We start from the raw sequence: 23,101 nt of genomic DNA on the forward strand, positions 1-23,101 counted from the left end.
TAAGTACAATGATCACCACTGGGGAGGTTGGGGAATTTTATGGGACTCTGGTTAAGAAAAAATCTCTTTAACACTTGGTACAACGTCATCTTAACCCTTGCGGGTCTATTTCTCAGCCTCTGGGGGGGCTTAAGTTTTCTCGATTGGGCGATAAATCAGGCAAAATGGGCTGTAGTGACGGAAAATCTCGGTTTATTCGTAGTCGGTCGTTATCCAGAACAGTCAATATGGCGAATTTGGCTGATTTTAACGATAATTGCGGCTTTATCACTGTTTTCTTGGCAATTAAACCGGGGTCGCTTCCCCAATTGCCCCGCTTTTCTCCAACGCTGGTGGGGATTGCTCTGGTTATTGACTTTACCTTTAATCGCTTGGTTGCTATTGGGGGGATTATTTTTAAAGGCAATTCCCCTCGATGATCTCAGTGGTTTAATCTTAACTTTATTAGTAGCGATCGCCAGTATGATTTTATCTTTCCCCTTGGGAGTATTATTAGCCCTGGGGAGACAGAGTGAATTACCAGCAATTCGTTGGCTATCTATTGGCTATATCGAATTATTGCGCGGTTTACCTTTGTTGGGAATTTTATTCATGGCCCAGGTGATGTTACCCTTAATTTTACCCGCCGGGACGAGACCGGAACGGGTAATCAGAGCGATCGCAGGATTTACCCTTTTTGCAGCAGCCTATCTGGCCGAAAATGTCCGCGGTGGTTTACAAGCGATTCCCAAAGGTCAAGTTGAAGCGGCCAAAGCCTTGGGTTTAAAACCGATTTTCGTTTTATTATTGATCATTCTACCCCAAGCTCTAAAAGCGGTCATTCCCGCTATTGTTGGTCAATTTATCAGTTTATTTAAGGATACTTCCCTACTGGCGATCGTGGGGCTGGTGGACCTCTTGGGTATGGCAGGATCGGTTTTAGCTAATCCGAAATTTATCGGCGATTATCCAGAGGTTTATCTATTTTTGGCGTTTATTTACTGGATTTTCTGTTATTCTATGTCCCTAGCCAGTCGTAGGTTAGAACAGCGTTGATTGGGGTGTGGGGTGTGGGGTGTGGGGTGATGGGGTGATGGGGTGATGGGGAAGTGGGGTGTGGGGTGTGGGGTGTGGGGTGTAGGGTGTGGGGTGTGGGGTGTGGGGTGTGGGAAGCTTTTCAGTGATCAGTAAACAGTAAACAGTAATCAGTGAACTGAAAACTCACATCTGATAACTGATAACTGATAACTGATCACTGATAGATGGCTACCTAGCTTTTTGTCATAAATATTGATATTATTTAACAATGAGCAGCAATTTATGGTAAATATATTTATTTAGGAGAGCGAGAAAATGGCTGGATTCTTTGGCCTGTTTGGCAATAAGACGAAATACGTCGATGAACCGATGGATATGAGCGCACCGGAACCGAAAGAGGCTTTTTACTTGGAACCCGATGACGCTAAAACTCTCGGTGATATCGACTTTATGCGGACACCGATCACGATCCGACGTACTTTCCCGAAAACTGCCTCGAATAAAAAGGGTGGCGAATCGATTAAACAGATTTCTTCTATGGAAGTCAGCAAAGTCACCGATAACGGTATTGTGGCAAAATCGGCTACTTCCGAGGCTAATAGTAAGGCTAACGCTGCTAATGATAACGTTCGTCGCGCTAACGATGACAATATCAATCCTTTCCTGAAAATGGCCCGCGAAATCAAGAAATAGTATAGGGTTTGCTGAATAAATCTAAAAACCTTGTTGGGTAAAACTTTTAGACCTTTTGGCCATCAAAAAGTAATGGATCTGGGAGTGATCGGGGGAAAAATTCCTGGACTTTTTCCCTGAAAATTAGGTAATTGACCCCCTCAAAATCGGTAAAACCCTACACCCCACACCCCACACCCTACACCCTGCCCCCAGGAAAAACTTTTTCAGCAAACCCTAGTATAGTAAGGTGAGCATTGGCCACCCTTGATATCAAACTTTGGTGGGGAAAGCCCACCTTTTTTATGACCATTATTAACGGAAAAACCAAGTTATTAGGCGTAATCGGCGATCCTATCGGCCATACTCTTTCTCCCCCCATGCACAATGCCGCTATCGATGCCTTGGGGCTAAATTATGTCTATCTTCCCCTACCGATCGCCCCGAAAAATTTAGCAACTGCGATCGCTGGCTTGTCCGCCATCGATCTAGAGGGTTTTAGCGTCACGATTCCCCATAAATTAGCCATTATTCCCTTATTATCGCAAATTACCGAGAAAGCAAGGCTAGTGGGCGCAGTTAACACCGTCTGGCGCACGGAAACCGGCTGGCAGGGAACGAATACCGATGTGGATGGCTTTCTCGCACCCTTGAAATCCCTTGACAAAGATTGGAGTCGGGTGAATCCAGTTATTTTAGGCAATGGCGGCGCGGCCCGGGCGGTGGTGGTGGCTTGCGCCCAGTTGGGCTGTGGCGAAATTCATGTGGTAGGACGCAATCAAAAGAAATTAGATCCTTTTAAAGAAAGTTGGGCGAATACCAGCCTCTATGACCTCCTAGAAGTGCATAGCTGGGACGAATTAGAGGGGCTGGTATCCACCACAGAACTCCTGATTAATTCTACCCCGATCGGAATGTCCCCCCAGGGCGAACAATCCCCTGTTGAGTTAGAATTATTAGACCTTTTACCGCCATCGGCGATCGCCTACGATCTAATTTATAATCCCCGGCCGACCAAATTTCTGCGGTTGGCCCGGACTAGAGGGATAAGAATTATTGATGGGTTAGAAATGTTAGTTAATCAGGGAGCGATCGCACTAGAAATCTGGTTAGGTCAACCCGTCCCCGTCTCGGTCATGCGGGAAGCTTTGTTAAAACAATTCTAAATGCTAAAGTTCTATTTCTGGCTTGATTTATGACCCCTTCTAGCTCCTTTTGGAAAACTCTGAATAACTCGATTCTAGTGCGCTATCTATTATTATTTGGCTGTGGCTGGAGTCTAATTATCTTAATTAACTATTTCTACGGGATGATCGCTATTTTTACTGGTTCGGCAGTCCTGGCCGCTCTATTAAATTATCCCGTGGTTTGGTTATCCCGTTATCTACCGAGAGGACTAGCCATTGCTATTACCACCCTAGTAGCTTTTATCCTCCTATTTAGATTAGTCACAGGCATAGGATTAGAAGCGGTTAATCAGGGGAGAGGACTACTATTTAATCTTACCGATGCCCTTAGTCAAAAAGATTTTTTACCCTTTCAAGACTTTCTTGATCGATTAGATTTGAATAAAATGGTGGGAAGCTTACAAACCGGTTTAGCCACGGGTTTATCGCTTGTACAGGGAGTTTTTTCCAGTGTCTTTACGGGCATTTTCGGGGCGGTGATCAGTGTTTATATGCTCATCGACGGTGATAAACTCTGGCGAAGTTTTTTGCAACTTCTCCCCCTAGCATACCGGGAGCGTTTTGCCAAGTCTTTTCGACAAAGTTTTCTGGGATTTATTCGCGGGCAACTGTTATTAATGCTCTTTTTATCCGTGACGAGTTTCTTAAGTTTTTCCCTATTGGGAATCAAATATGGGCTAATTTTAGCGAGCATTCTCGGTGTTATCGATGCTATCCCGGGTATCGGGGCAACCCTGGGCATTTTGCTGGTAACTATCTTGACTTTTACCTCCCAGGGACTAGCAATTGCCGTTAAAGCTTTTATTGTCTGTGTTGTCTTGGTGCAAATTCAAGATAATATTCTTCGCCCTAAAGTTATGGGCAATGCCCTAGAATTAAACCCAGTAATTTTATTTTTATCCCTCTTTATCGGCGAAAGAGTTGCGGGATTATTAGGAATTTTTCTCTCCATTCCTATTGCTGGAATGATTGCGATCTGGATCGGATCGAGTGAAGAAAAACCAATAACAGATTTAGAGGAAAATCAGTTAGGAGAAAGTCAGGAGAATTAAGGGCTGATCCCCAGTCTCTACTATACAATTAGAGAAATTTGTTATCCACAACACTCGATCGCTACCTATGGAAAACCTAGATTTAAAGAAATCCTCGCCCCTCTTATTTATCTCACCGTTTTTTCTCTGGGGAACAGCGATGGTAGCGATGAAGGGTGTTATCCCCCACACCACCCCCCTATTTATGGCGGGAATTCGCCTTGTCCCCGCCGGAATGTTAGTTTTAATAGTAGCTTGGTTTTTAGGTCGTCCTCAGCCCAAAACCCTGCAAGCATGGTTATGGATTGCCCTTTTTGCTCTGATGGATGCCACTCTTTTTCAAGGTTTTCTGGCATTGGGATTAAATCGCACCGGGGCGGGGTTAGGCTCGGTAATTATTGACTCCCAACCTCTAGCGGTGGCTTTAATGTCCAGTTGGCTATTTAAAGAAGTTATCGGTGTCTGGGGATGGTTGGGATTGGGTTTAGGGATTGGGGGAATTAGTTTAATTGGCTTGCCCGATCAATGGTTTTATGACTTTTTTGGACAAAAAGCGGTAAATATTGACTTTAGCTGGCAGGAATTACTAAATAGCGGCGAAATGCTCATGCTTTTGGCTTCCCTATCCATGGCGGTGGGAACAGTGTTAATCCGGTTTGTCTGTCGTCATGCGGATCCCGTCAGCGCCACGGGATGGCACATGATTTTAGGAGGATTGCCGCTATTTTTAGCTTCAGGTTTGAGAGAATCCCATCAATGGCAAAATATCGATTTAAATGGTTGGTTAGCTTTAAGTTATGCCACGATTTTTGGTAGTGCGATCGCCTATGGAATATTCTTTTATTTAGCCGCCAAGGGCAATTTAACCAGTTTAAGTTCTTTAACTTTTTTAACTCCGGTTTTTGCCCTCAGTTTCGGGAATTTATTCCTCGGTGAGATGTTAAGTGTATTGCAATGGGTGGGGGTATCTTTAACCCTTGTTAGTATTTATTTAATCAATCAAAGGGAAAGAATCGCCCCACAAGTGCGGGCAATTTTTGCTAATCTTTCCTCTGCTTCCGTGAAGTAAACATGAGTGTTGGGTGTTGGGTTTTAGGGTTTTGGGGTTTTGAGGGATTAGTTAAAATTTCCCCATTTCCCCATTTCCCCATCCCCCTATTTCCCTATCCCCCCATTTCCCTATCCCCCCATTTCCCCATTTTCCTATCCCCAATCTCTGATTTATACCCAAAAGCAACTAACTCAAATTCTGTGCGAATTACCTCGACTCTGGCAAAATTTGCCTCTTGTAATTTATGGTTAAGATTTTGAGAGGTAAAACCAGTTTTATGAGCCATATAGGGCATTCCGGGGACTTCTGTTCCCATGCCGTAAAACATCCATAAAGCCCGCACGGGACCTCCGGGAGAAATATATAAAGGTTCATTTTCCATATCGCCTCTAGCGACAAATTCGGCGGCGGTTTGCATATCGGGAACTACGATCATCAAAAAGCCTTCGGGTTTAAGAATGCGTTTAAATTCCCCTAGGGCGATGGGAACTTCGTAATGATAAATATGTTCTAGATTATGACTAGAAAAAACCGCATCGACGGAGTTATCGGGAACGGCACTTAAATCGGTAATTGTTCCTAAAATATCTGGGTTAACAGCAGTATTGATATCGAGGCGAATTTCTTGCCAATTGCCATCGCGGAATAGTTGGGGTAAGGCTTCGGGATTATAGGGACCACAACCCACATTTAAAACCAGTTTTTTCGGGGATTTTAGCGCTGTTATCCCTGGGGGAGCATTCCAAGCTAATAAACAAATATTTTTCAAACCAAGCAAACCGTGATTAGCTACTTGATCATCTAAAATTATCTGGGCTTGGGGATGGGTTTTAGTAAAATCTTTTATTGCCTGTTGGAGAGCAGGATGCTGACATTTATTGATGATAATTAAAGCGGAATCAGACCAGAAATTTTTGGCGAAAAGTAACGAGATGAAGAGGGATCGATAGTCTTCGGCGGCATCGTAGTAATAAACTCCCAGCTTTTCTTCACTGTTTAATTCTTCCAGATCATCAAAAAAGTTTTCCGTTTCTTGATCGCTTAAAAATATCTGTTCTGATAGTTGAAAATCCTCCAAATCCTCAGATAATATAGTTAGCTTTTCTCCCGATGGATCGTATTTAAAAAAAGCTTCTACGCCATAACCGCAGCGATCGCTATTATCCCAGAAAGCGGCGACTAAACTACCGCGACGAAAACAGCCAATTTGACAGTAAACCTCGTCCGGTTGCAGACAGGCAACGGCTAGATTGAGCAGGGGAAAGAGATTGCGATCAGGATAGGAGGCGGTTTTTTCGCTTAAAAGGGTTAATTGCTCGGAAATAGGCGACATCAAAGGCGATCCCCAATCCTGATACTGTTGGGGCAGTTTTTCTAAGAATTTCTGTAAATCCATGCTCTTGCAAAAGTGACGATCCTCACCCTTAATCATAGATCGTTATCTTCGGGATGAAGTCACTGCCTTAATTGTGGAAGAGTGCTAATCTGATCTATTAGCCCATCAGCACAAGTAGACCAACTTCTGATATGCCCTACAACTGCTTCCAGATCAAATTTTGGGGAGTACGGGGGAGTATTCCCTGTCCAGGTTCGGAAACCGTTCGTTATGGTGGTAATACTTCCTGTGTGGAGATGCAAGTCGGTAGAGAAAGATTAATTTTTGACGGTGGTACAGGGTTACGCATCCTAGGACAGTCTTTGATGGCAGAAAGTCCAGCGAAAGCCCATTTATTTTTCACCCACTCCCATTGGGATCATATTCAAGGTTTTCCTTTTTTTACCCCTGCTTTTATCAGGGGCAATACTTTTAAAATCTACGGGGTTCCCTCCCCCAACGGAGCAACCATCAAGCAAAGATTACACGATCAGATGTTACATCCTAATTTTCCCGTGCCTTTGCAGATTATGCAGGCCGATTTAGAATTTTATGATCTAGAAATGGGCGAAACTCTCCACTATGGCGATGTCAGGGTCGAAAACCGTCCTTTAAACCATCCAGGGGAAGCGGTGGGTTATCGGGTAAATTGGCGGGGTTTATCGGCAGCTTATATTACCGATACCGAACATTTTCCTGATCGCTTTGATGATAACGTTTTGGCTTTAGTCCGGCAAGCGGATGTGATGATTATTGATGCTACCTACACCGATGAGGAATACAACGATCCTAAGTATTCTAAGGTGGGTTGGGGTCATTCCACTTGGCAGCAGGCAGTTAAAATTGCTCAAGCAGCGCAAGTTAAGCAGTTAGTTCTATTTCATCACGATCCCGCCCATAATGACGATTTTCTCGATCGCATTGGGGAACAGGTAAGAAAGATTTTCCCTCAAACTATTCTCGCCCGGGAAGGCCTGTTGATCGAACTGCGACCGGGAGATGATTCAGATAGATGAAGCGTAACCTAAGTCACTGTTCCCCACTATGACTATAACTGCTGTAGATGGTCAACAGCTTATCTCCGTGGGCGGAGATAGGATAGAATGATATAACTTCATCTGGGATTTTCTCCGGTGCTATATTATAAAAATGTCCAATCAATCCTCACCTAACTCCACAGAAATACAAGCAATTTTTGATCAGATCGCTCCCGAATATGACCGCCTTAATCAAGAATTAAGTTTAGGATTACACCGCGTCTGGAAATTAATGACAGTCAAATGGTGTCAACCCAAAAAAGGGGATTTTGCCCTCGATATCTGTTGTGGTAGCGGCGACCTGACTAACCTATTATCAAAACAAGTGGGTAAAACCGGCCAAGTGATCGGACTAGATTTTTCCCCACAACAATTAAAAATCGCCCGTCAACGTTTTAGCGCCACTAATATTAACTGGATGGAAGGGGATGCCCTTAATTTACCCTTTGCCGATTCTAGCTTTGATTGTGCCACTATTGGCTATGGATTACGCAATGTGGTGGATATTGCCCAATGTCTGGGGGAATTATACCGAGTCCTGAAACCGGGTGCTAAAGCGGCGATTCTTGACTTCCATCAACCTACCCAAACCATCGCCAAATTATTCCAAAACTGGTATCTCGATCATATCGTCGTTCCCGCCGCCGAGCGCTACGGCTTAACTGACCAGTACGCTTATATTAGTCCCAGTATCGATCGCTTTCCCCTGGGCCCAGAACAGGTAAAATTAGGCTATCGGTCGGGATTTTCCGGTGCCGTTCACTATCCACTCCTAGCAGGACTGATGGGAGTGTTAGTCTTGAAGAAATAACTTACTCACATTTCCGTTTATTTTTTGCTGCTAAATTGAATCTCCCTACTCTTTGGACATGGATCTTACCGCCGATCGCGGGGGCAATTATTGGCTATTTTACGAACGATGTAGCCATAAAAATGCTATTTCGTCCCTACAAAGCGATTTATATCGGTAAGCGTCCTCTTCCCTTCACCCCGGGGCTAATTCCTCGCAATCAAGATCGATTAGCTGTCCGGGTATCGGATACGATCATGGGTTCCCTGTTAACCCCCGAAGAACTACAAAAACTGGCTAAACGACTCCTCGACACCGAAAGGGTACAGGGGGCGATACTCTGGCTGTTACAATTAGCTTTAAAACAAATAAAAGGCGATCGGCAAGCAAAAACCGCCGAGATTTTGGCGGCGATTCTTCACGATTTATTCGGGGAATCTTTAGCGAGATTACTAAAAGTTTTAGCCCGACGGCAGGACTTTTTAGAAAAACAGATCAATCAAATTTTTGATCGCCTAGTCTTAGAATTTTCTCTCAGTGAACAACAGGCGCGACAATTCTCCGATTGGCTATTAGAAACCGTCCTACCTGCTGATGTTATCCGTCTAGCTTTAATCGATTTTTTAACCGATCGCAATATTCAAGTTATCGATGAAGGATTTCGGGAAAAAACCAGTGGAACCTATTGGGTAGTAGCCAATTTATTCGGTTTACGCAATGCCCTGGCCCGCTTACGCACTTTTTGCCTTGATGAAAAGGATTTAGCTAATACCAGAATCAAAGAATTATTACTATCTTTAGAGATGCGTAATCGTCTGAAAAACTGGTTACAAGGTATCTCTTTGCAAAATTTACCTATCTCCACCGTCAGACAATTGCGTAAAACCACTAGGGATACGGTGCGAATTTATATTCAAGAAAGTGGCGAACAATTTCTGCAAGATTTTGGACAAACGATCGACTGGGATCAAATCGCTAATTTAATTATTAATCGTCTGCAATCTTCGGGGTCAATGACTACATCATTAGGGGTAATTAGTCAAGAGTTAGCGTTAATTTTAGAGCGTTATCTAGAGGAAGATTTAGAGAAATTAGTCGCCCAAATTATCCCGATTCTCAACATCGATCAAGTGATCCGCGATCGGGTAAATGCCACTTCCCCTGCTGATCTGGAAAATGCTATTCAAGGCATTGTTAAACAGGAATTACAGGGAATTGTTAATCTTGGTGGGATTCTCGGTCTTCTAGTCGGACTAATGCAAACAGTTATTTTAATTGCACAGAATCCGGGGTAATAATTAGGGTCTGCTGAAAAAGTTTGTTGGTGGGGGCAGGGTGTGGGGTGTGGGGTGTAGGGTGTGGGGTGTGAATTTTCCCCCTGAAAAAGCCTTAATCTAACAAGGTTTTTAGATTTATTCAGCAAGCCCTAATTAGGTGGGTTAAACTAAGTTAACCCACCGGAATCATCCCGTTTATTGTTAAGGTAAAATCAAAAAACTTCCCTGACAGAAAAGAGTTTGAGCGTCGAGAATAAAAGATTTAATCTCCACATCTTTGCCTAAATCGACGGTAAAAGGTTGCAAATCAATAGATAAATCTGGGGCTAAACCTTGCCATTGTCGGGGACTAATCCCTAAAGTGCGGGCATCTTCTAGGGTAATATCAGCGCTAAAAATTACTTCTGCACCTGTTTCTCTATGGCCGAGAAGAGAGAAATAGCCCTGATTTAGAAGAACATTTTTCCAGTTAAACTGCTGTTGTGAGATAATTTCTCTGGCGTTAACAACTCCGTTATTTTCTAGGGAAAAAATTAGTAAATCGGCAAAAGCATTAACTAAAATAGTCGAGGCGATCGAATTATTTAAATCCTGCTCGTTAATTTCCACTTCACCGCTAACCCGAATAGGTTCCAAAATTTTTAGGGGTTTCCCTCGCAAAACCTGCCCGATATTAAGACGAATATTTTCCCCTCTTAATTGCGCTTTACCTAGATGTAAACCTTGATAAATCGCTTTTCCTACGGCTAAAAATACCCCGGGGATATAACCGCGCAAAATTTGCCGATCATGACCGTGCAGCTGCATTTCTAAATCTTCTATCTGTTCTACTTGTGTTCTTAAGAACAGACGTACTGCCGGCGGCAAAACCTTACTAATAATCTCACTTTGAGTATTGACCCACATAAACGTTATCTCACTCACTCCACAATGTTTCTAATTGTAACAGAGCTAGATCGATCGAACCATGAGGGGCTGCCGTCAGCTATCATACTAAATCCGTTGAGTACAGGCTAGTTATGAGGAGAGGCAAAAGGCAAAAGGCAAAAGGGAATAAATAATCAGTTTTTAACTAGGTAGGCGTTAAAAATTATCAGATGCCCCCCTTATCAAGGGGGGAAGGGGGGATTAAGGGGGGATCGAACCTAAAATTCATTTTTAATTTAATTATAACCAACAACTTAATAACTGGATTTGGTATCATTTATAGCTAAAAACTTCGCTACTTTCTGTTTACTGATTACTGATCACTGACAAGCCCCTAATTCTTAGGTTTTTGAGGCGTTGAGGGAATTAAAACGAGGGGAAAGATAGGCGACTAAAACCCCGAGGGCAAAACCGATTAAATTGCGGAAAAGGGGCAGTAATTCACTGGTGCGAGTAACCACCGGTCCGATGCCAAAAGCAACAAAGAGGATAAACCAGAGGGGAGAGACAATTAAAACCCATTGCCAAGCGAAAACCTGTCCTTCTTTGCGAGGAATACCGGCAAAACCGAAGACTAAACCGCCGACAATTGAGGTAATTAAAGTTAAAATCCACTGTTCCCTCGGTAAACCGGGGACCACCGCACAACCACCCTTAACTAAACAGCCTTTTACCGTGTCCAAGGATTGTACGATCGCATTATTTTCGCCATTTTCCCGGACAAAATACATATTACCGAAACGGGCCTGTAACTCGATCCAAAAAGTGCGGGGTAAAAATTCATAGACGGCATCACCAATACTAAAAGATAGTAAATTACCGCCGCGACCATCGGCCACTAGGAGAATACTTTTATCATCCAATCCCCAGAAATTAATCACTGCCCGGCCGGGGCTGCGGTCATATTGGGTTAAAACTCGCATTTTCCAGCCGGTTTCCCCTTGAAATGTCTCGATATCTCGGATTAATGCCTCTTCCTGTTTTGCGGGTAGATAATTGGCTAAATCAACGATCGGAGTGGCTTGATTGGGCAGTAATTCGGGATTATTCACCGCTAGAGCTTGATTTGGGCAGATAATCCAACCCAGACAGCTAATGACACCAATTACAAGAGCGATCGAGATTCCTCGGCAAAAACGATTGAGCATAGCACTTCTAGACAATGAGAATTTTTTCAGCAAGGGTGTAGGCTAACTTTCAGTTTCTTTACACTTATTTACTTTATCTTAAGGGAATTCTCAACTTTAGTCACCCAGTTAGGGACTTGCGCTTTGATAATGTACCTTTTGGGCGAACGCAGTTCGCCCCTACATTAATGTACCTTTTGGGCGAACGCAGTTCGCCCCTACATTAATGTACCTTTTGGGCGAACGCAGTTCGCCCCTACATTGTGGACAAAATCCGTTACTGTAGGGGCGCAAGGAACCTGCGCTCCGATCGCCCAGGTTTGCTGATCACCCTAAGTAGGGGGAGAGCCTTTGAGAGTCCCCGCAGCTAAGGGACTTGCGCTTTGATAATATGCCATCTGGCCGGCCTGATTCTTCTACAGAGCGATTTTCTGGCTAGGATATTATTCCCACGCAAGTCCCTTATCGGTCATCAGATGCGAGTTTTCAGTTCACTCTCCAGAAACTCAACTCAAGCTGATGAGGTCTCAACCAGTGGCATTAACTGGATCTTTTGCCAAAATGGAGTAAATATAGTAGCGGGGGGATTGTCAATGACAGCACAGGAAGTATTAGAGTTAATTCAACGGGCAAAGGACGAAAGAGCGAGGAAGTTGGATCTGTCCAAAAAAAACTTAACAGAAATTCCCCCCGAAATCCCTCAACTCACCTCCCTGCAAGAACTCCACCTCAGCTTTAACCAAATCAGCGAGATTCCAGAAGCGCTCGCTCAACTCACCTCCCTGCAATACCTCCACCTCAGCATTAACCAAATCAGCGAGATACCAGAAGCGCTCGCTCACCTCACCTCCCTGCAACTCCTCGACCTCAGCAATAACCAAATCAGGGAGATTCCAGAAGCGCTCGTTCACCTCACCTCCCTGCAAGACCTCTACCTCTACAATAACCAAATCAGGGAGATTCCAGAAGCGCTCGTTCACCTCACCTCCCTGCAATACCTCAACCTCAGCAATAACCAAATCAGCGAGATTCCAGAAGCACTCGCTCAACTCACCTCCCTGCAATACCTCCACCTCAGCATTAACCAAATCAGCGAGATACCAGAAGCGCTCGCTCACCTCACCTCCCTGCAAAGCCTCCACCTCAGCAATAACCAAATCAGGGAGATACCAGAAGCGCTCGCTCAACTCACCTCTCTGCAACGCCTCTATCTCGACAATAACCAAATCAGCGAGATTCCAGAAGCGCTCACTCACCTAGTCAACCTGAAGCGATTAGTCCTCGAAAATAACCCGATTACCAACGTTCCCCCGGAAATTATTCGTCAGGGATGGGGTGAAACAATATGGGATGATGGCAACCCGCAGGCGATTTTTAGTTATCTCAAGGATAAAGCTAAACGCCCTCTTAATGAACTTAAAGTTTTATTGGTGGGGGAGGGGGATGTGGGGAAAACTTCCCTGTTAAAGCGGTTACTGCACAATACCTTTAATTCCGGAGAACCCAAGACCCCCGGCATTAATATTGAAAAGTGGCCACTGCCCCAAAAACCCGATATTCGCCTCAATCTCTGGGATTTTGGCGGTCAGAAAGTGATGCAAACCACCCATCAGTTTTTTCTGACTAAACGCAGTCTTTATCTGCTTGTCCTCGACAACCGCAAAAACGAACAGCAAAACCGTCTGGAATACTGGTTAAAACTCATTGAAACCTACGGAGGCAATTCTCCCGTGATTATCGTGGGTAATTGTGCCGATGAAAATCCCCCCCAAGTTAAGATCCGCACCCTCCGGAAAAAATATCCCCAAATCACCAAGCTAATCGCCACTTCCTGTAAAACCGGTGCGGGAATCGAGCAACTTGTGCAAGAAATCGCCTCCCAAATCGATGCTATTCCCCATATCAAAGATTTATTGCCTAATAGTTGGTTTGAGATCAAAACTCAACTAGAAGCGATGCAAAAGAGTTATGACTTTATTTCCTACGAAAAGTATCAGGAAATGTGTCAGACAGCCGAGATTAAAGAGGCCAGCGATCAAAAAAGTTTAGTGCAGTTTCTCCACGATCTCGGTATTGTCCTCAACTACCAAGATGATCCGCGACTGAATGAAACCAATGTCCTGAACCCGGAATGGGTAACTAGCGGTGTTTATGATATTCTCAATAATCACGATTTGATGGTGCAAAAAAAGGGCATTCTTTCACTGCCAGATCTGCAAGATATTCTCAAAAAAACCCAACGTTATCCCGAAAATAAACGCCGATTTTTGATGGATTTGATGGGAAAATTTGAACTCTGTTTTCCCCTTGATGGTTACAGTCCCGATCGCTATCTAATCACCGATCTTCTACCCATCGATGAACCGGATGTGGATATCTACGAAAACGCACCTTTACACTTCCAGTACCGTTATGATATCCTGCCCGGTAGCATTATTTCCCGCTTTATCGTCCGTAATCACCAGATGATCTATAAAACCATGCGTTGGCGTAGTGGTGTGGTTCTGACAATGGATCTTAATAAAGCTTTGGTGCGTGCCGACGAGGAAGATAACTATATCAGCATAAAAGCCCAGGGTTCCCGTGCTAGTGCGCTTTTAGCTATTATTAAGACAGATTTTGACAAAATTCACGATACTATCCCTAATTTAGCCGTACAGGAAAGGTTAGTGATTCGAGAATTGCAAGGGGAAAAACCCACCGGGGTAGAAGTTCCCGTCGATTATCTCCATCTGATAGAACTCGATCGCCAAGGTGTCGTGGAGGCAATTCTCCCCGGTTTGCGCGGCAAATATAATATCCGCGATATCTTAGAAGGGGTGGAATCTAAGACAGAAAGAGCAAGAGATCTCGATATAAGGGAGGAACGTGGCCGCAAAAGCCGAGAAAATCGCCCTATGAGTCCCAAAACGCCAGAAACTCCCAATCTCCTGAAACCTAGTCTCCCTTTGTTGCTGGTTTTCGCTGTGGTTGCTTGTATAGTTGCGGTGATTGCCCATTTTGTGCCAGATTCAAAGCATATTACCAGCGTTTTGACAATTATTGTTATCTTTGCTTTTATTGTCTTTGTGTTATTGCTCTTGACGGGTAAAATCAATCAAACGACCTTTAATCAGCTTTTTGAAGTTTTGTCGCGATTTATCCCTACTTTTAAAGGACAAGAACCAAAAACCAACAACGATGACACCCCCCAAGAAACCCCCGAATCGGAGCAGTAAAGATTTGCTTACCACAAAAAGGTAACTTAGACGAAAAAGTTTACAAATATTTAGGGTTTGCTGAAAAAGTTTGTTGGTGGGGTTAGGAGTTGAGAGTTGGGGTTTTAGGGAGTTGGGGTTTGAGGGTTTTGGGGTATTAGTCGAAATTCTCCTATCTCCCCACTTCCCCATTTCCCCACTTCCCCACTTCCCCACACCCCACACCCCACACCCTACACCCCACTGCCCCATCTCCTTAACTGCGTTTCCAAGTATTCCAAGCGACTTTAAAACCGATCAAGAGGCGACGGCTGCCACGATCGAGCTTGCTAAGACCAGCTTTAGCACTACCGAGACTGCGATCGACTCCTTGGACAACTTGGCGGGTACTTTTGACCCCTTCATCGATATTGTCGGTTAATTCGCTGATTTCCGCCCCTGTTAGGCGAATTGCTTCTAGAGTCGGGGGAAATTCCCGATGGAGGGTATCGAATAATTTTTCGGCACTGCGGGCTGCCCGGGCTAACTCTTGCAGGGCAGGTAAAGCGGCGATGAAAACCGCCGTTAAACTAACGGCGACTAGCAGTAAAGAACATCCTAGCCAGAAAATAGGTTCGGTCATTTAGTAGTGATTCGAGTGTTGATTATCGCCTTGGGGGGATTCTTGCGAGTCGGGGAAAGGATTGTCCGTGGCTAGACTTTGACTAGCTTCGATTCCGGCTGTCACCGCCTCTTTTAATCTCATTAAAGTATCATCCCAATTACGTCGGGCCGATTCCGATAGGCGATCAGCCTGCAATTGCATCGTCGTGGTCAGATCTTCGGCTAATTCAGGCAAAGCCTGGGCGGATTTTCGCAGAATTCGACGGGTTTCTTTTCCAGATCTCGGCGCTACTAATAAACCCGCCGCTACTCCGATCGCACTGCCCACTAAAACCCCGACGAGGAATAAGCCGCCGTTACCGTTATTTTTATCTGCCATAGGATTGCCCTTGTACTTAATTCCCAATTTTACGAGCAATTACACTTCTCTTGTGCAGTTTCTTCGGCAAAATTTTGGACTGTTGCTCTTGGTAAACAAAAACAGAGGCTCTCTTAGGTTTGGTGGGCAAAATGTATTCTAAGATACAGTCCTGCTGGCGAGCGAGTGGAAGGAACCACAAAGACACAAAGGACACAAAGATTGATCGATCATAGAGTAAGTTAAACTTATCACACAGAACCTAGAAGAGCCAAACAGACCTAGAAGGGATAAATTGAGAAAAAACTAGCGATCGGGAAAAACCTGATTTTATTGCTGACTTTGAGCCAATAAGGGAGTGAAAAAGAAGAACCTCTGGGAGTCTTGCCGTGTTTCGACCCCAAAGGTTCCTCTTATGCTGAACTTATACTCCTCACACAATATTTATATTACACACAACCCACTGCTTTTGTCAAGAGGTTTATGACATTTTTTTCCACAGACCTCTGGCCAAATTAATTTCCCAGGGCCGTTAGGCGTTCTTGCCGGGGACAGTTAAGTAGGGTTTGCGGCAAAAAGTTTTTCCTGGGGGCAGGGTGTGGGGTGTGGGGTGTGGGGTGTGGGGTTTTATCGATTTTCAGGACAAAAGTAAAGTTAACTGTGGGGTAAGGAGAACGTATGTTGGGTTGAAGCATGAAACCCAACGCCCGCATGGGTTACGCTACCGCTAACCCATCCTACAAATAATTGTGCCTCCCTACTTATCAGACTAAATCCTGTTTAAAAGCCATGGAAGAGTGGGGAGTGGGAAGTAGGGGGTGTTATCAACTATTGCCTTCAAGCCACGTTTTTAAATCTCGTTCTGGTTTAGCCACATTGAATAAATGTAAACCAAAATCCTCTGAAATATCTTGACAAATTTTCACTCCTCTGATGCTGTTGCCTTTTTCATCTAAAAGGGGCGAAAAAGTCCCAATTCCCAACTGATGGGGAACTACTGCCGTAATTCCGCCACCGACACCGCTTTTTGCTGGTAATCCTACCCGATAGGCCCATTCTCCTGAAGCGTCGTACATTCCACAGGTAAGCATAACACTGATCACATCTTGAACGTAGTGTTCATCGATCGCCCGTATTCCCGTGATTGGGTTGACACCTCCATTAGCTAAGGTGGCAGCCATCAGAGCTAAATCGTGAGCATGGACGAGAATGGCGCATTGTTGACAGTAAAGATCGAGGGTTTCTTCAATTTTATCGCTGACCATGCCAAAATTTAGCATCAGATAAGCCATGGCCCGATTGCGATTGCCGGTGGATTTTTCCGAGAGAAAAACGGGGACATTAATCTCGTGATCCCTGCCGGTATAGCGTTTAAACATTTCTAAAATACGTTTTAGCCTTTCGGTGGCATTCTGTCCGGTGATTAAATCCGTGGTAGCGATCGCACCAGCATTAACCATAGGATTATAGGGACGATTGGTTTTTTCATCGAGAATAATCGAGTTAAAAGCTTCTCCGGTGGGTTCAACACCGACTTTACTATTAACGTATTCTCTTCCGTGATCTTCTAGAGCTAATCCAAAGACAAAAGCTTTAGAAATTGATTGTACTGTAAAGGTTTGCTGACAGTCTCCCACCTCAAAAATCTGACCATCAGTGCTAATTACGGAAATACCAAACCATTCTGGAGCTGCTAGGGCTAATTCCGGAATATAATCGGCGATATGACCCGTCTGTAAATCAGAGTATTTTGCGTGCAGATAGTTAAGATAGTTCCGAAAAGGATAGACTAACTCTTGCTCGGAATTGACGGGACTAATAAAATCTTTTGGGGAAGCCATAGAGGAGTATAGCAGTTATCGTTTAATTGCCACTCTAGAGACGTTAATAAGCACATCTCTAGAGAATTTCTGTAATCCCTAATTAACTTCTCGAACCGCGATAAATGCGATCAGCTTGGGAGGGTTCTAAATAATTATAGCCCGGTTTTTGGGTTGAGGAGCCATTCTTTTTGGCCACAGTATTAACCGCAGGAGTCGCTTTTTTTACCTCCGCGTGAGTCCTGATATAATCCTCAGAAATCTTGAAGGGATGACTATTGGGAAGATGACGACTAGAGGGTAAATTGTCTGCTGCTTCGGGGTGGGTAATTTTACTATGGGGAGCGACAAAATCGTGTAGGATGGGATCGTAGGCTAAAATTTCGCCAGTTTCAATCCGAAAAATCCAACCGTGTAGAGATAATTTACCCTGATGTAATCGGGAACGAATAATTGGATAGCTTTGCAAATTACTTAACTGATTGAGAACATTTTCTGCTACTGTCACCTCGATCAGTTCTTCTCCTTCTAATTCTTTGTAATTATCCTTAACTAAACGTCGAGTAGCTTCTGCTTGCTTTAACCAATCGTAAACTAAAGGCATTTCATCGGCTAGACTCTGCAATTTTAACAAACCTTTCATCGCTCCACAATGGGAGTGACCGCAGATAATCACTTGCTCGATGCCGAGAGCGTTGATAGCATATTCTATAGATGCACCCTCACCACCATTGGTTGCTCCGTAGGGAGGAATTATATTTCCCGCATTACGAATTACGAATAATTCCCCCACCTCCGCTTGGGTAATTAGGTTAGGATCGATCCTGGAATCGGAACAGGTGATAAACAGGATTCTCGGTTTTTGTCCGTGGGAGAGTTGCTCAAATAATTGCCGATGTTCATCAAAATAACCACTCTGGAACTTTTCTAGTCCCTGTAGGAGTTTCTTCATAATAATTTTTCTGGTTTAGTTTGATCGCTATTGAGTCGATCCTTTCAGCATTATCGGGCATGAGATAACAGCAATGCAACCGGCCAGATTAGCGATCGCTATCGGCTGCGAGATCGGTTATATTTTGTTAAGATAAGATACAGACTGTATCTAAGCAAATTTTATTCTATGGAAACTGCAACAATTTTGGGTGTTTCGATCGCTGCCGCTTTGGTAGGGATTACCGCTTTAGCTCTTTATACCGCTTTTGGACCGCCGGCAGCAGAATTAAGCGATCCTTTTGAAGATCACGAAGATTAATTCTTTAATAACCATGTGGCTATCTGCCAAGGAGAAATTTGCTCCATAGGATCGATCGCTCTTTCTAAACCATCGATCGATTCTTTTATTGTTAATTGTAATTGATTTTGCCAATCAATAACAGCGTTTTCTCCCTGACATTCATAAACGCGCATTACCCAACCCCGAGAGGCTGTTTCACTTTGTTTGAAACTCATTAAAATTAAGTTATCGGCCGAGAATTTTAACCATTGTGCCACGGGTGGCAACTGGGTTGATCGAGAAGAATTATTAATAAAAATAACGTTGACAGGTGAGTTTAACTGCCAAGCGTGATGGACAGTTTTCGCCGTTTTCCAGTTACCTTGATGGGGATATATTGCATAGGTAAATTCTTGTTTACCCAGATCTGCCTCGGGATCGGGCCATCGGGGACTTCTCAAGAGAGTTAATCGCAGTTGCTGGTTAGTAGCATCATAGCCATATTTATTATTATTTAAAAGACTTACCCCATAGTTTGCCTCTGTATCGGTTAAATCCGCCCATTTATGGGCGTAAACTTCCCATTTTGGCGATTCTGGTTCGTGGGAACGCTCGATCGCACCACAGGCAATTTCATAGGTGGTAAAATCGCTGTTGAGGGTGAGAGGAAAAGCGGTTTTTACTAAAGTATGTTCCTGTTGCCAATTAACAATAGTTTTAATCTGGAGAATAGGAGCATCTTTTTCTAAGATATAATCTTGACAAAATTGCGAATCACCTAAACTTCTGATCACGCGAATCTGCCAGCGCAAGGGACCACATTCTAAGCATTTGATCGATTTTAATACTGTTTTAGGTAAGGTATATTGTTGATAATTCGGATCGATATTCCAAGCGTCCCAATATTGTCCTTGATCTTTAAATGCCTGTAATTGATTACCAGCAGCTTGTAGGATTTCTCTTTGATTAATTATATCAAATATACTATCTATATCTCCCGTTTCCGAGTTAATAGTAACTTTAAGCAGTCCATTATCTAAAATAAATTGGCAGTTAGTTAAATTTTGCTCAGCTGCTTGCTGATTGGCAACTAACCAAAATAACTTATAACCCACAGAAGGAATATTTTCAGCGAGAAATAATAGCTGATTGTCGTGGGATAATTGCGAAGGACAGAGACAATTATCCCAGTCATAAACTGAACAATTTACAGATTCTATAGCTAAAGAGATAACCTGGGTTCTTTCCCAGTTAAGAGAATTAAAAACTAGAAAAGGTTTTGCTTGGGGATGGGGGAGATTAGGTAAATTAATTTGATTAGCAATTGCCTGTAAAGCTTGATCTAAAATTGCTTCACCTGTGCTGATAACTTGCCGCCATAACTGATTGGCATCCCTAAATACTTCGGGGATCGAAGTACCCGGCAGTATATCATGAAACTGATTTAATAAAACCTTTTTCCAAGCGGATTCTATCTCGACTTTCGGATAGGGAATATCTAGTAAGATATTAGCCAGAGAAGACCATAATTCCCCTTGATGTAAGAGGATTTCACAGTAACGATTATAGGCTTTTTGGTCGGCGTGGGTAGTATAACAACCCCGATGGAATTCTAGATATAATTCATCATCCCAGATAGGGAGATTACTTGTCTCGAGACTGTCCAGATAAGTTGTTGCTTGGCTAAATTTTAACTGGGGGAAAAAAGGAGATGTTTGCCAACGTTGGGCCACTTCTAACATATCACGAGTCGGACCGCCACCATGATCGCCAACACCAGGCAACCAAAAAATCTCTTTTAAGCCGGTTTGCCGTTCCCAATTGAGAGCATGATCGGTCATAATAATTGGATTAGTATCCATAACTCCGGCAACATTGGGAGGAGACATGAGGGAAAGAATTTTACTGCCATCGGGAGATTGCCACCAGAAAAAACCGTGGGGAAATTTAGTCGTATCATTCCAATGTAGTTTCCCGGTTACAAAGTATTTGATGCCAAAGGATTTAAGAATTTGCGGCAATTGGTAGGGAAAACCAAAGGTATCCGGCAGCCAAGCAGTTTCAGTGATTTGTCCAAATTTTTCTTGAAAATATTTTTGTCCATAAAGCAGCTGTCGAAATAGGGATTCCCCAGAAATTAAATTGACTTCTGGTTCTACCCACATCCCGCCTAAAAGTTCCCAGGATTGCCCTTTATATGCCTCTAGAATTGCTTGAAACAGGTCAGGATGATGTTTTTCTATCCAGTCGTAAATTAGGGGACTAGAATGACCAAATATGAGGTCAGGAAAATATTTTCGCAGGTTTAAAACCGAGATAAAAGTGTTTTTTGCCACTTGCCAAGTTTCTGCCAATGGCCACAACCAAGCCATATCTAAATGTGCGTGGCCGAGAAGATGAAAACTGCGTTCTTTGAGAGGTTGAGCGAGGGTTTGTAGGGATTGACGAATTGATTCTAGGGAGCGATTAAATCTATCTTTGTTGGTGACATTATCCCAGTCAATATTATCGAGAGTAGCGGTAAAAGCTGCTAAGTTTTCAGGGTAAAAAGTTTGTAGATAATTATGGAGAATGGTTAATTCATCGGCAACAAAACTGGGATCGATCGCTTGGCTATATTCATAGATTAACTGCGATTTCATCAAACCACCAATATCATGATTGGGACTGACTAAACGGAGAGTAACAAGAATTTCTTGACCAGTAGAGACCGAGTTAGAAAGTAAAATGCGCGTGGAAGAATCAAAGAGATCTCCTGCTTGGATCAATTGATTATTAACATAAATTTTGACATCTTCCGCCCACCAAGTTAAGATTAATCTAAGTTCCATTCCCGCCAAAGGATAACCGGCTAAATGTTCGGGGACAATAATTTTTTGAGTTAGATATTGAATTTGTCTGCCGGCTGGCCAAATAATGTATTGTTTTTCATTAAGGGTGACGGGTTGAATTGGTTTTCCCGCTGCTGTAGCGATCCACCAATTTTTCTGGACATCTGTGCGGGTGAGGTGAGACAGTTTAGCGATGTTGTCGAGAGGAGACATGAGCCAACAAATAAGTTAATTTTGACCATTTTAGGCGATCGATGCCTAATCGGGCTAGGGGATAACTTCTGTTAACGCAATAGTGCTGAAGACTTACTTAGGGTTTGCGGCAAAAAGTTTTTCGGTGGAGGTAGGGTGTGGGGTGTGGGGTGTAGGGTGTAGGGTTTTACCCATTTTCAGGGGGTCAATTACCTAATTTTCAGGGAAAAAGTCCCTAAATTTCCCCCCCGATCCCTCCAATGGCCGGTACTTTTTGATTTCAAAAAAGCCTAAAAATATTATCCAACAAGGTTTTTAGATTTATTCAGCAAGCCCTACTTAATCTCATCCTTCAATGGTTGATTGAGAATGAGAAGCAAAGAGAAAGCCCGTGATGAGGATTGAACTCATGACCTCACCCTTACCAAGGGTGTGCTCTACCACTGAGCTACACGGGCATTGATCGTGGTGGGCCGGGCCGGATTCGAACCAGCGTAGGCGTAGCCAACGGATTTACAGTCCGCCCCCATTAACCACTCGGGCACCGACCCATTAATTCCACGATTAACAATCATAGCACCCTTAGCTAAAACACACAAGGGTTTAGGGAAAAAAATTTTTGAGCCATAAAATAACTCCCGTTAAGCACCATAGATAGCACTTAACGGGAGTTTTCTGAATAATCTTGAAGATTACTTCAAAGCTTCTTCTTCTTGGTGGGTGAGGATCACACAGTCAGAGGTGGGATAGGCGACGCAGGTGAGGACATAACCCGCTTCAATTTGATCGTCACCGAGGAAGGATTGATCGGATTGATCAACGCTACCAGATACAAGTTTACCTGCACAGGTGGAGCAAGCTCCTGCGCGGCAGGAATAAGGTAAGTCTAGTCCTGCTTCTTCGGCTGCATCGAGAATGTACTCATCATCTTTAACCTCAATTGTTTTACTCTCGCCATCGAGTGTTTTTAGGGTGACTTCATAGGTTGGCATCGGTTGTTCCTCTTAATTAAATGCTAGTGAAAGCGGCAGTCTCTACAATTGCCTCTCGCCCGTCCTCAGAGTGAACGATTGGAGCGAGTTTCATTTTTGATACTACGGGAAAATCTCCCCGACTCAGCCTTGCATTAGTAATGACAGTCTTAAATAAACTTAAAATAAAATTTACTTATATATCTAACCCAGAATTTTTGAGGATACTTGCTTGATCTCTAGATAATTTCATTGATCTACAATCTAGCTAAACTAACCACTAATAAGCATTTGGAGCTATAATGTTAATTGTTTTTTTAGCCTTAAGCCGATTTTTGTTAAATATTAATTTAACTTATAGTTAAGATAGATGTCGATGAATTGTCTTTAACCCAGCCAAGAAATTGCTTTTCGGCACTACTGCC

Annotated in this window: 19 protein-coding genes and 2 tRNA genes; 10 read left to right on the forward strand and 11 right to left on the reverse strand. The window is 43.5% G+C overall.

Annotated features, from left to right (window positions below; genetic code table 11):
* The first annotated feature begins 39 nt into the window (after positions 1 to 39).
* The 5 genes from IM496_RS11455 (at position 40) to IM496_RS11475 (ending at position 4,976) form a co-directional block, all read left to right on the forward strand.
* Positions 40 to 1,035, forward strand: a complete 996-nt coding sequence (locus tag IM496_RS11455) for an amino acid ABC transporter permease (RefSeq protein ID WP_287661969.1) — start codon at positions 40 to 42, stop codon at positions 1,033 to 1,035.
* A 297-nt stretch (positions 1,036 to 1,332) separates the two neighbouring features.
* The gene (locus IM496_RS11460) at positions 1,333 to 1,710 is read left to right on the forward strand and encodes a hypothetical protein (protein WP_002737069.1); all 378 of its coding nucleotides are present in this window, start codon (positions 1,333 to 1,335) and stop codon (positions 1,708 to 1,710) included.
* A gap of 284 nt (positions 1,711 to 1,994) precedes the next feature.
* Positions 1,995 to 2,855 carry a shikimate dehydrogenase gene (locus IM496_RS11465; RefSeq protein ID WP_287661970.1) on the forward strand — a complete coding sequence of 287 codons (861 nt, stop codon included), beginning with the start codon at positions 1,995 to 1,997 and terminating at the stop codon, positions 2,853 to 2,855.
* 29 nt (positions 2,856 to 2,884) lie between these two features.
* Positions 2,885 to 3,928 carry an AI-2E family transporter gene (locus IM496_RS11470; RefSeq protein ID WP_287661971.1) on the forward strand — a complete coding sequence of 348 codons (1,044 nt, stop codon included), beginning with the start codon at positions 2,885 to 2,887 and terminating at the stop codon, positions 3,926 to 3,928.
* A gap of 67 nt (positions 3,929 to 3,995) precedes the next feature.
* The gene (locus IM496_RS11475) at positions 3,996 to 4,976 is read left to right on the forward strand and encodes a DMT family transporter (RefSeq protein ID WP_287661972.1); all 981 of its coding nucleotides are present in this window, start codon (positions 3,996 to 3,998) and stop codon (positions 4,974 to 4,976) included.
* Positions 4,977 to 5,070: 94 nt separating this feature from the next.
* Here IM496_RS11475 and IM496_RS11480 read toward each other — a convergent pair whose 3' ends face one another.
* On the reverse strand, positions 5,071 to 6,354 hold the full coding sequence (locus IM496_RS11480; protein ID WP_353737638.1) for a class I SAM-dependent methyltransferase: 1,284 nt from the start codon (positions 6,352 to 6,354) through the stop codon (positions 5,071 to 5,073).
* Between the two features lie 131 nt (positions 6,355 to 6,485).
* Here IM496_RS11480 and IM496_RS11485 point away from each other — a divergent pair, with 131 nt between their 5' ends.
* The 3 genes from IM496_RS11485 to IM496_RS11495 all read left to right on the forward strand — a co-directional run bounded on the left by IM496_RS11485 (position 6,486) and on the right by IM496_RS11495 (position 9,455).
* On the forward strand, positions 6,486 to 7,349 hold the full coding sequence (locus tag IM496_RS11485; RefSeq protein WP_287661974.1) for an MBL fold metallo-hydrolase: 864 nt from the start codon (positions 6,486 to 6,488) through the stop codon (positions 7,347 to 7,349).
* A 133-nt stretch (positions 7,350 to 7,482) separates the two neighbouring features.
* A complete protein-coding gene (ubiE, locus tag IM496_RS11490) occupies positions 7,483 to 8,181 on the forward strand; it encodes a bifunctional demethylmenaquinone methyltransferase/2-methoxy-6-polyprenyl-1,4-benzoquinol methylase UbiE (RefSeq protein WP_287661975.1) in 699 nt (232 codons plus the stop codon).
* A 35-nt stretch (positions 8,182 to 8,216) separates the two neighbouring features.
* Positions 8,217 to 9,455 carry a DUF445 domain-containing protein gene (locus IM496_RS11495; protein ID WP_194017798.1) on the forward strand — a complete coding sequence of 413 codons (1,239 nt, stop codon included), beginning with the start codon at positions 8,217 to 8,219 and terminating at the stop codon, positions 9,453 to 9,455.
* Between the two features lie 183 nt (positions 9,456 to 9,638).
* On the opposite strand, the gene IM496_RS11500 is transcribed toward IM496_RS11495, so the two are convergent.
* Both IM496_RS11500 and IM496_RS11505 read right to left on the reverse strand, forming a co-directional pair.
* A complete protein-coding gene (locus IM496_RS11500; protein WP_287661976.1) occupies positions 9,639 to 10,343 on the reverse strand; it encodes an LmeA family phospholipid-binding protein in 705 nt (234 codons plus the stop codon).
* 362 nt (positions 10,344 to 10,705) lie between these two features.
* Positions 10,706 to 11,512 carry a TPM domain-containing protein gene (locus IM496_RS11505; protein ID WP_012266581.1) on the reverse strand — a complete coding sequence of 269 codons (807 nt, stop codon included), beginning with the start codon at positions 11,510 to 11,512 and terminating at the stop codon, positions 10,706 to 10,708.
* Between the two features lie 572 nt (positions 11,513 to 12,084).
* On the opposite strand from IM496_RS11505, the gene IM496_RS11510 reads away from it, so the two are divergent.
* The gene (locus IM496_RS11510; protein WP_287661977.1) at positions 12,085 to 14,709 is read left to right on the forward strand and encodes a leucine-rich repeat domain-containing protein; all 2,625 of its coding nucleotides are present in this window, start codon (positions 12,085 to 12,087) and stop codon (positions 14,707 to 14,709) included.
* A 235-nt stretch (positions 14,710 to 14,944) separates the two neighbouring features.
* Here IM496_RS11510 and IM496_RS11515 read toward each other — a convergent pair whose 3' ends face one another.
* The 4 genes from IM496_RS11515 to IM496_RS11530 form a co-directional block, all read right to left on the reverse strand.
* Positions 14,945 to 15,310 carry a hypothetical protein gene (locus tag IM496_RS11515; RefSeq protein WP_002735843.1) on the reverse strand — a complete coding sequence of 122 codons (366 nt, stop codon included), beginning with the start codon at positions 15,308 to 15,310 and terminating at the stop codon, positions 14,945 to 14,947.
* Positions 15,311 to 15,670: a YtxH domain-containing protein gene (locus IM496_RS11520; protein ID WP_287661978.1), complete on the reverse strand. Its 360-nt coding sequence runs from the start codon at positions 15,668 to 15,670 to the stop codon at positions 15,311 to 15,313.
* Between the two features lie 803 nt (positions 15,671 to 16,473).
* The gene (gene glsA / locus IM496_RS11525; RefSeq protein WP_002736106.1) at positions 16,474 to 17,490 is read right to left on the reverse strand and encodes a glutaminase A; all 1,017 of its coding nucleotides are present in this window, start codon (positions 17,488 to 17,490) and stop codon (positions 16,474 to 16,476) included.
* Positions 17,491 to 17,572: 82 nt separating this feature from the next.
* Entirely contained in the window at positions 17,573 to 18,421 is an 849-nt protein-coding gene (locus IM496_RS11530) for a carbonic anhydrase (RefSeq protein WP_287661979.1), read from the reverse strand.
* A gap of 168 nt (positions 18,422 to 18,589) precedes the next feature.
* On the opposite strand from IM496_RS11530, the gene psbN reads away from it, so the two are divergent.
* Positions 18,590 to 18,721 (forward strand): photosystem II reaction center protein PsbN, encoded by a 132-nt coding sequence (gene psbN, locus IM496_RS11535; protein WP_002736132.1) that lies wholly within the window; start codon positions 18,590 to 18,592, stop codon positions 18,719 to 18,721.
* On the opposite strand, the gene IM496_RS11540 is transcribed toward psbN, so the two are convergent.
* From IM496_RS11540 to IM496_RS11555, 4 genes are all read right to left on the reverse strand, one after another.
* Entirely contained in the window at positions 18,718 to 21,726 is a 3,009-nt protein-coding gene (locus IM496_RS11540; RefSeq protein WP_287661980.1) for an alpha-mannosidase, read from the reverse strand. The genes psbN and IM496_RS11540 overlap by 4 nt on opposite strands.
* Positions 21,727 to 22,091: 365 nt before the next feature.
* Positions 22,092 to 22,163: transfer RNA gene (locus IM496_RS11545), tRNA-Thr, on the reverse strand.
* A gap of 8 nt (positions 22,164 to 22,171) precedes the next feature.
* Positions 22,172 to 22,256, reverse strand: a tRNA-Tyr gene (locus IM496_RS11550).
* Positions 22,257 to 22,397: 141 nt separating this feature from the next.
* A complete protein-coding gene (locus tag IM496_RS11555) occupies positions 22,398 to 22,697 on the reverse strand; it encodes a ferredoxin (protein WP_002775899.1) in 300 nt (99 codons plus the stop codon).
* Between the last annotated feature and the right edge of the window lie 404 nt (positions 22,698 to 23,101).

The organism is Microcystis sp. M049S2, assembly GCF_020245625.1.
GTDB lineage: Bacteria > Cyanobacteriota > Cyanobacteriia > Cyanobacteriales > Microcystaceae > Microcystis > Microcystis ichthyoblabe_A.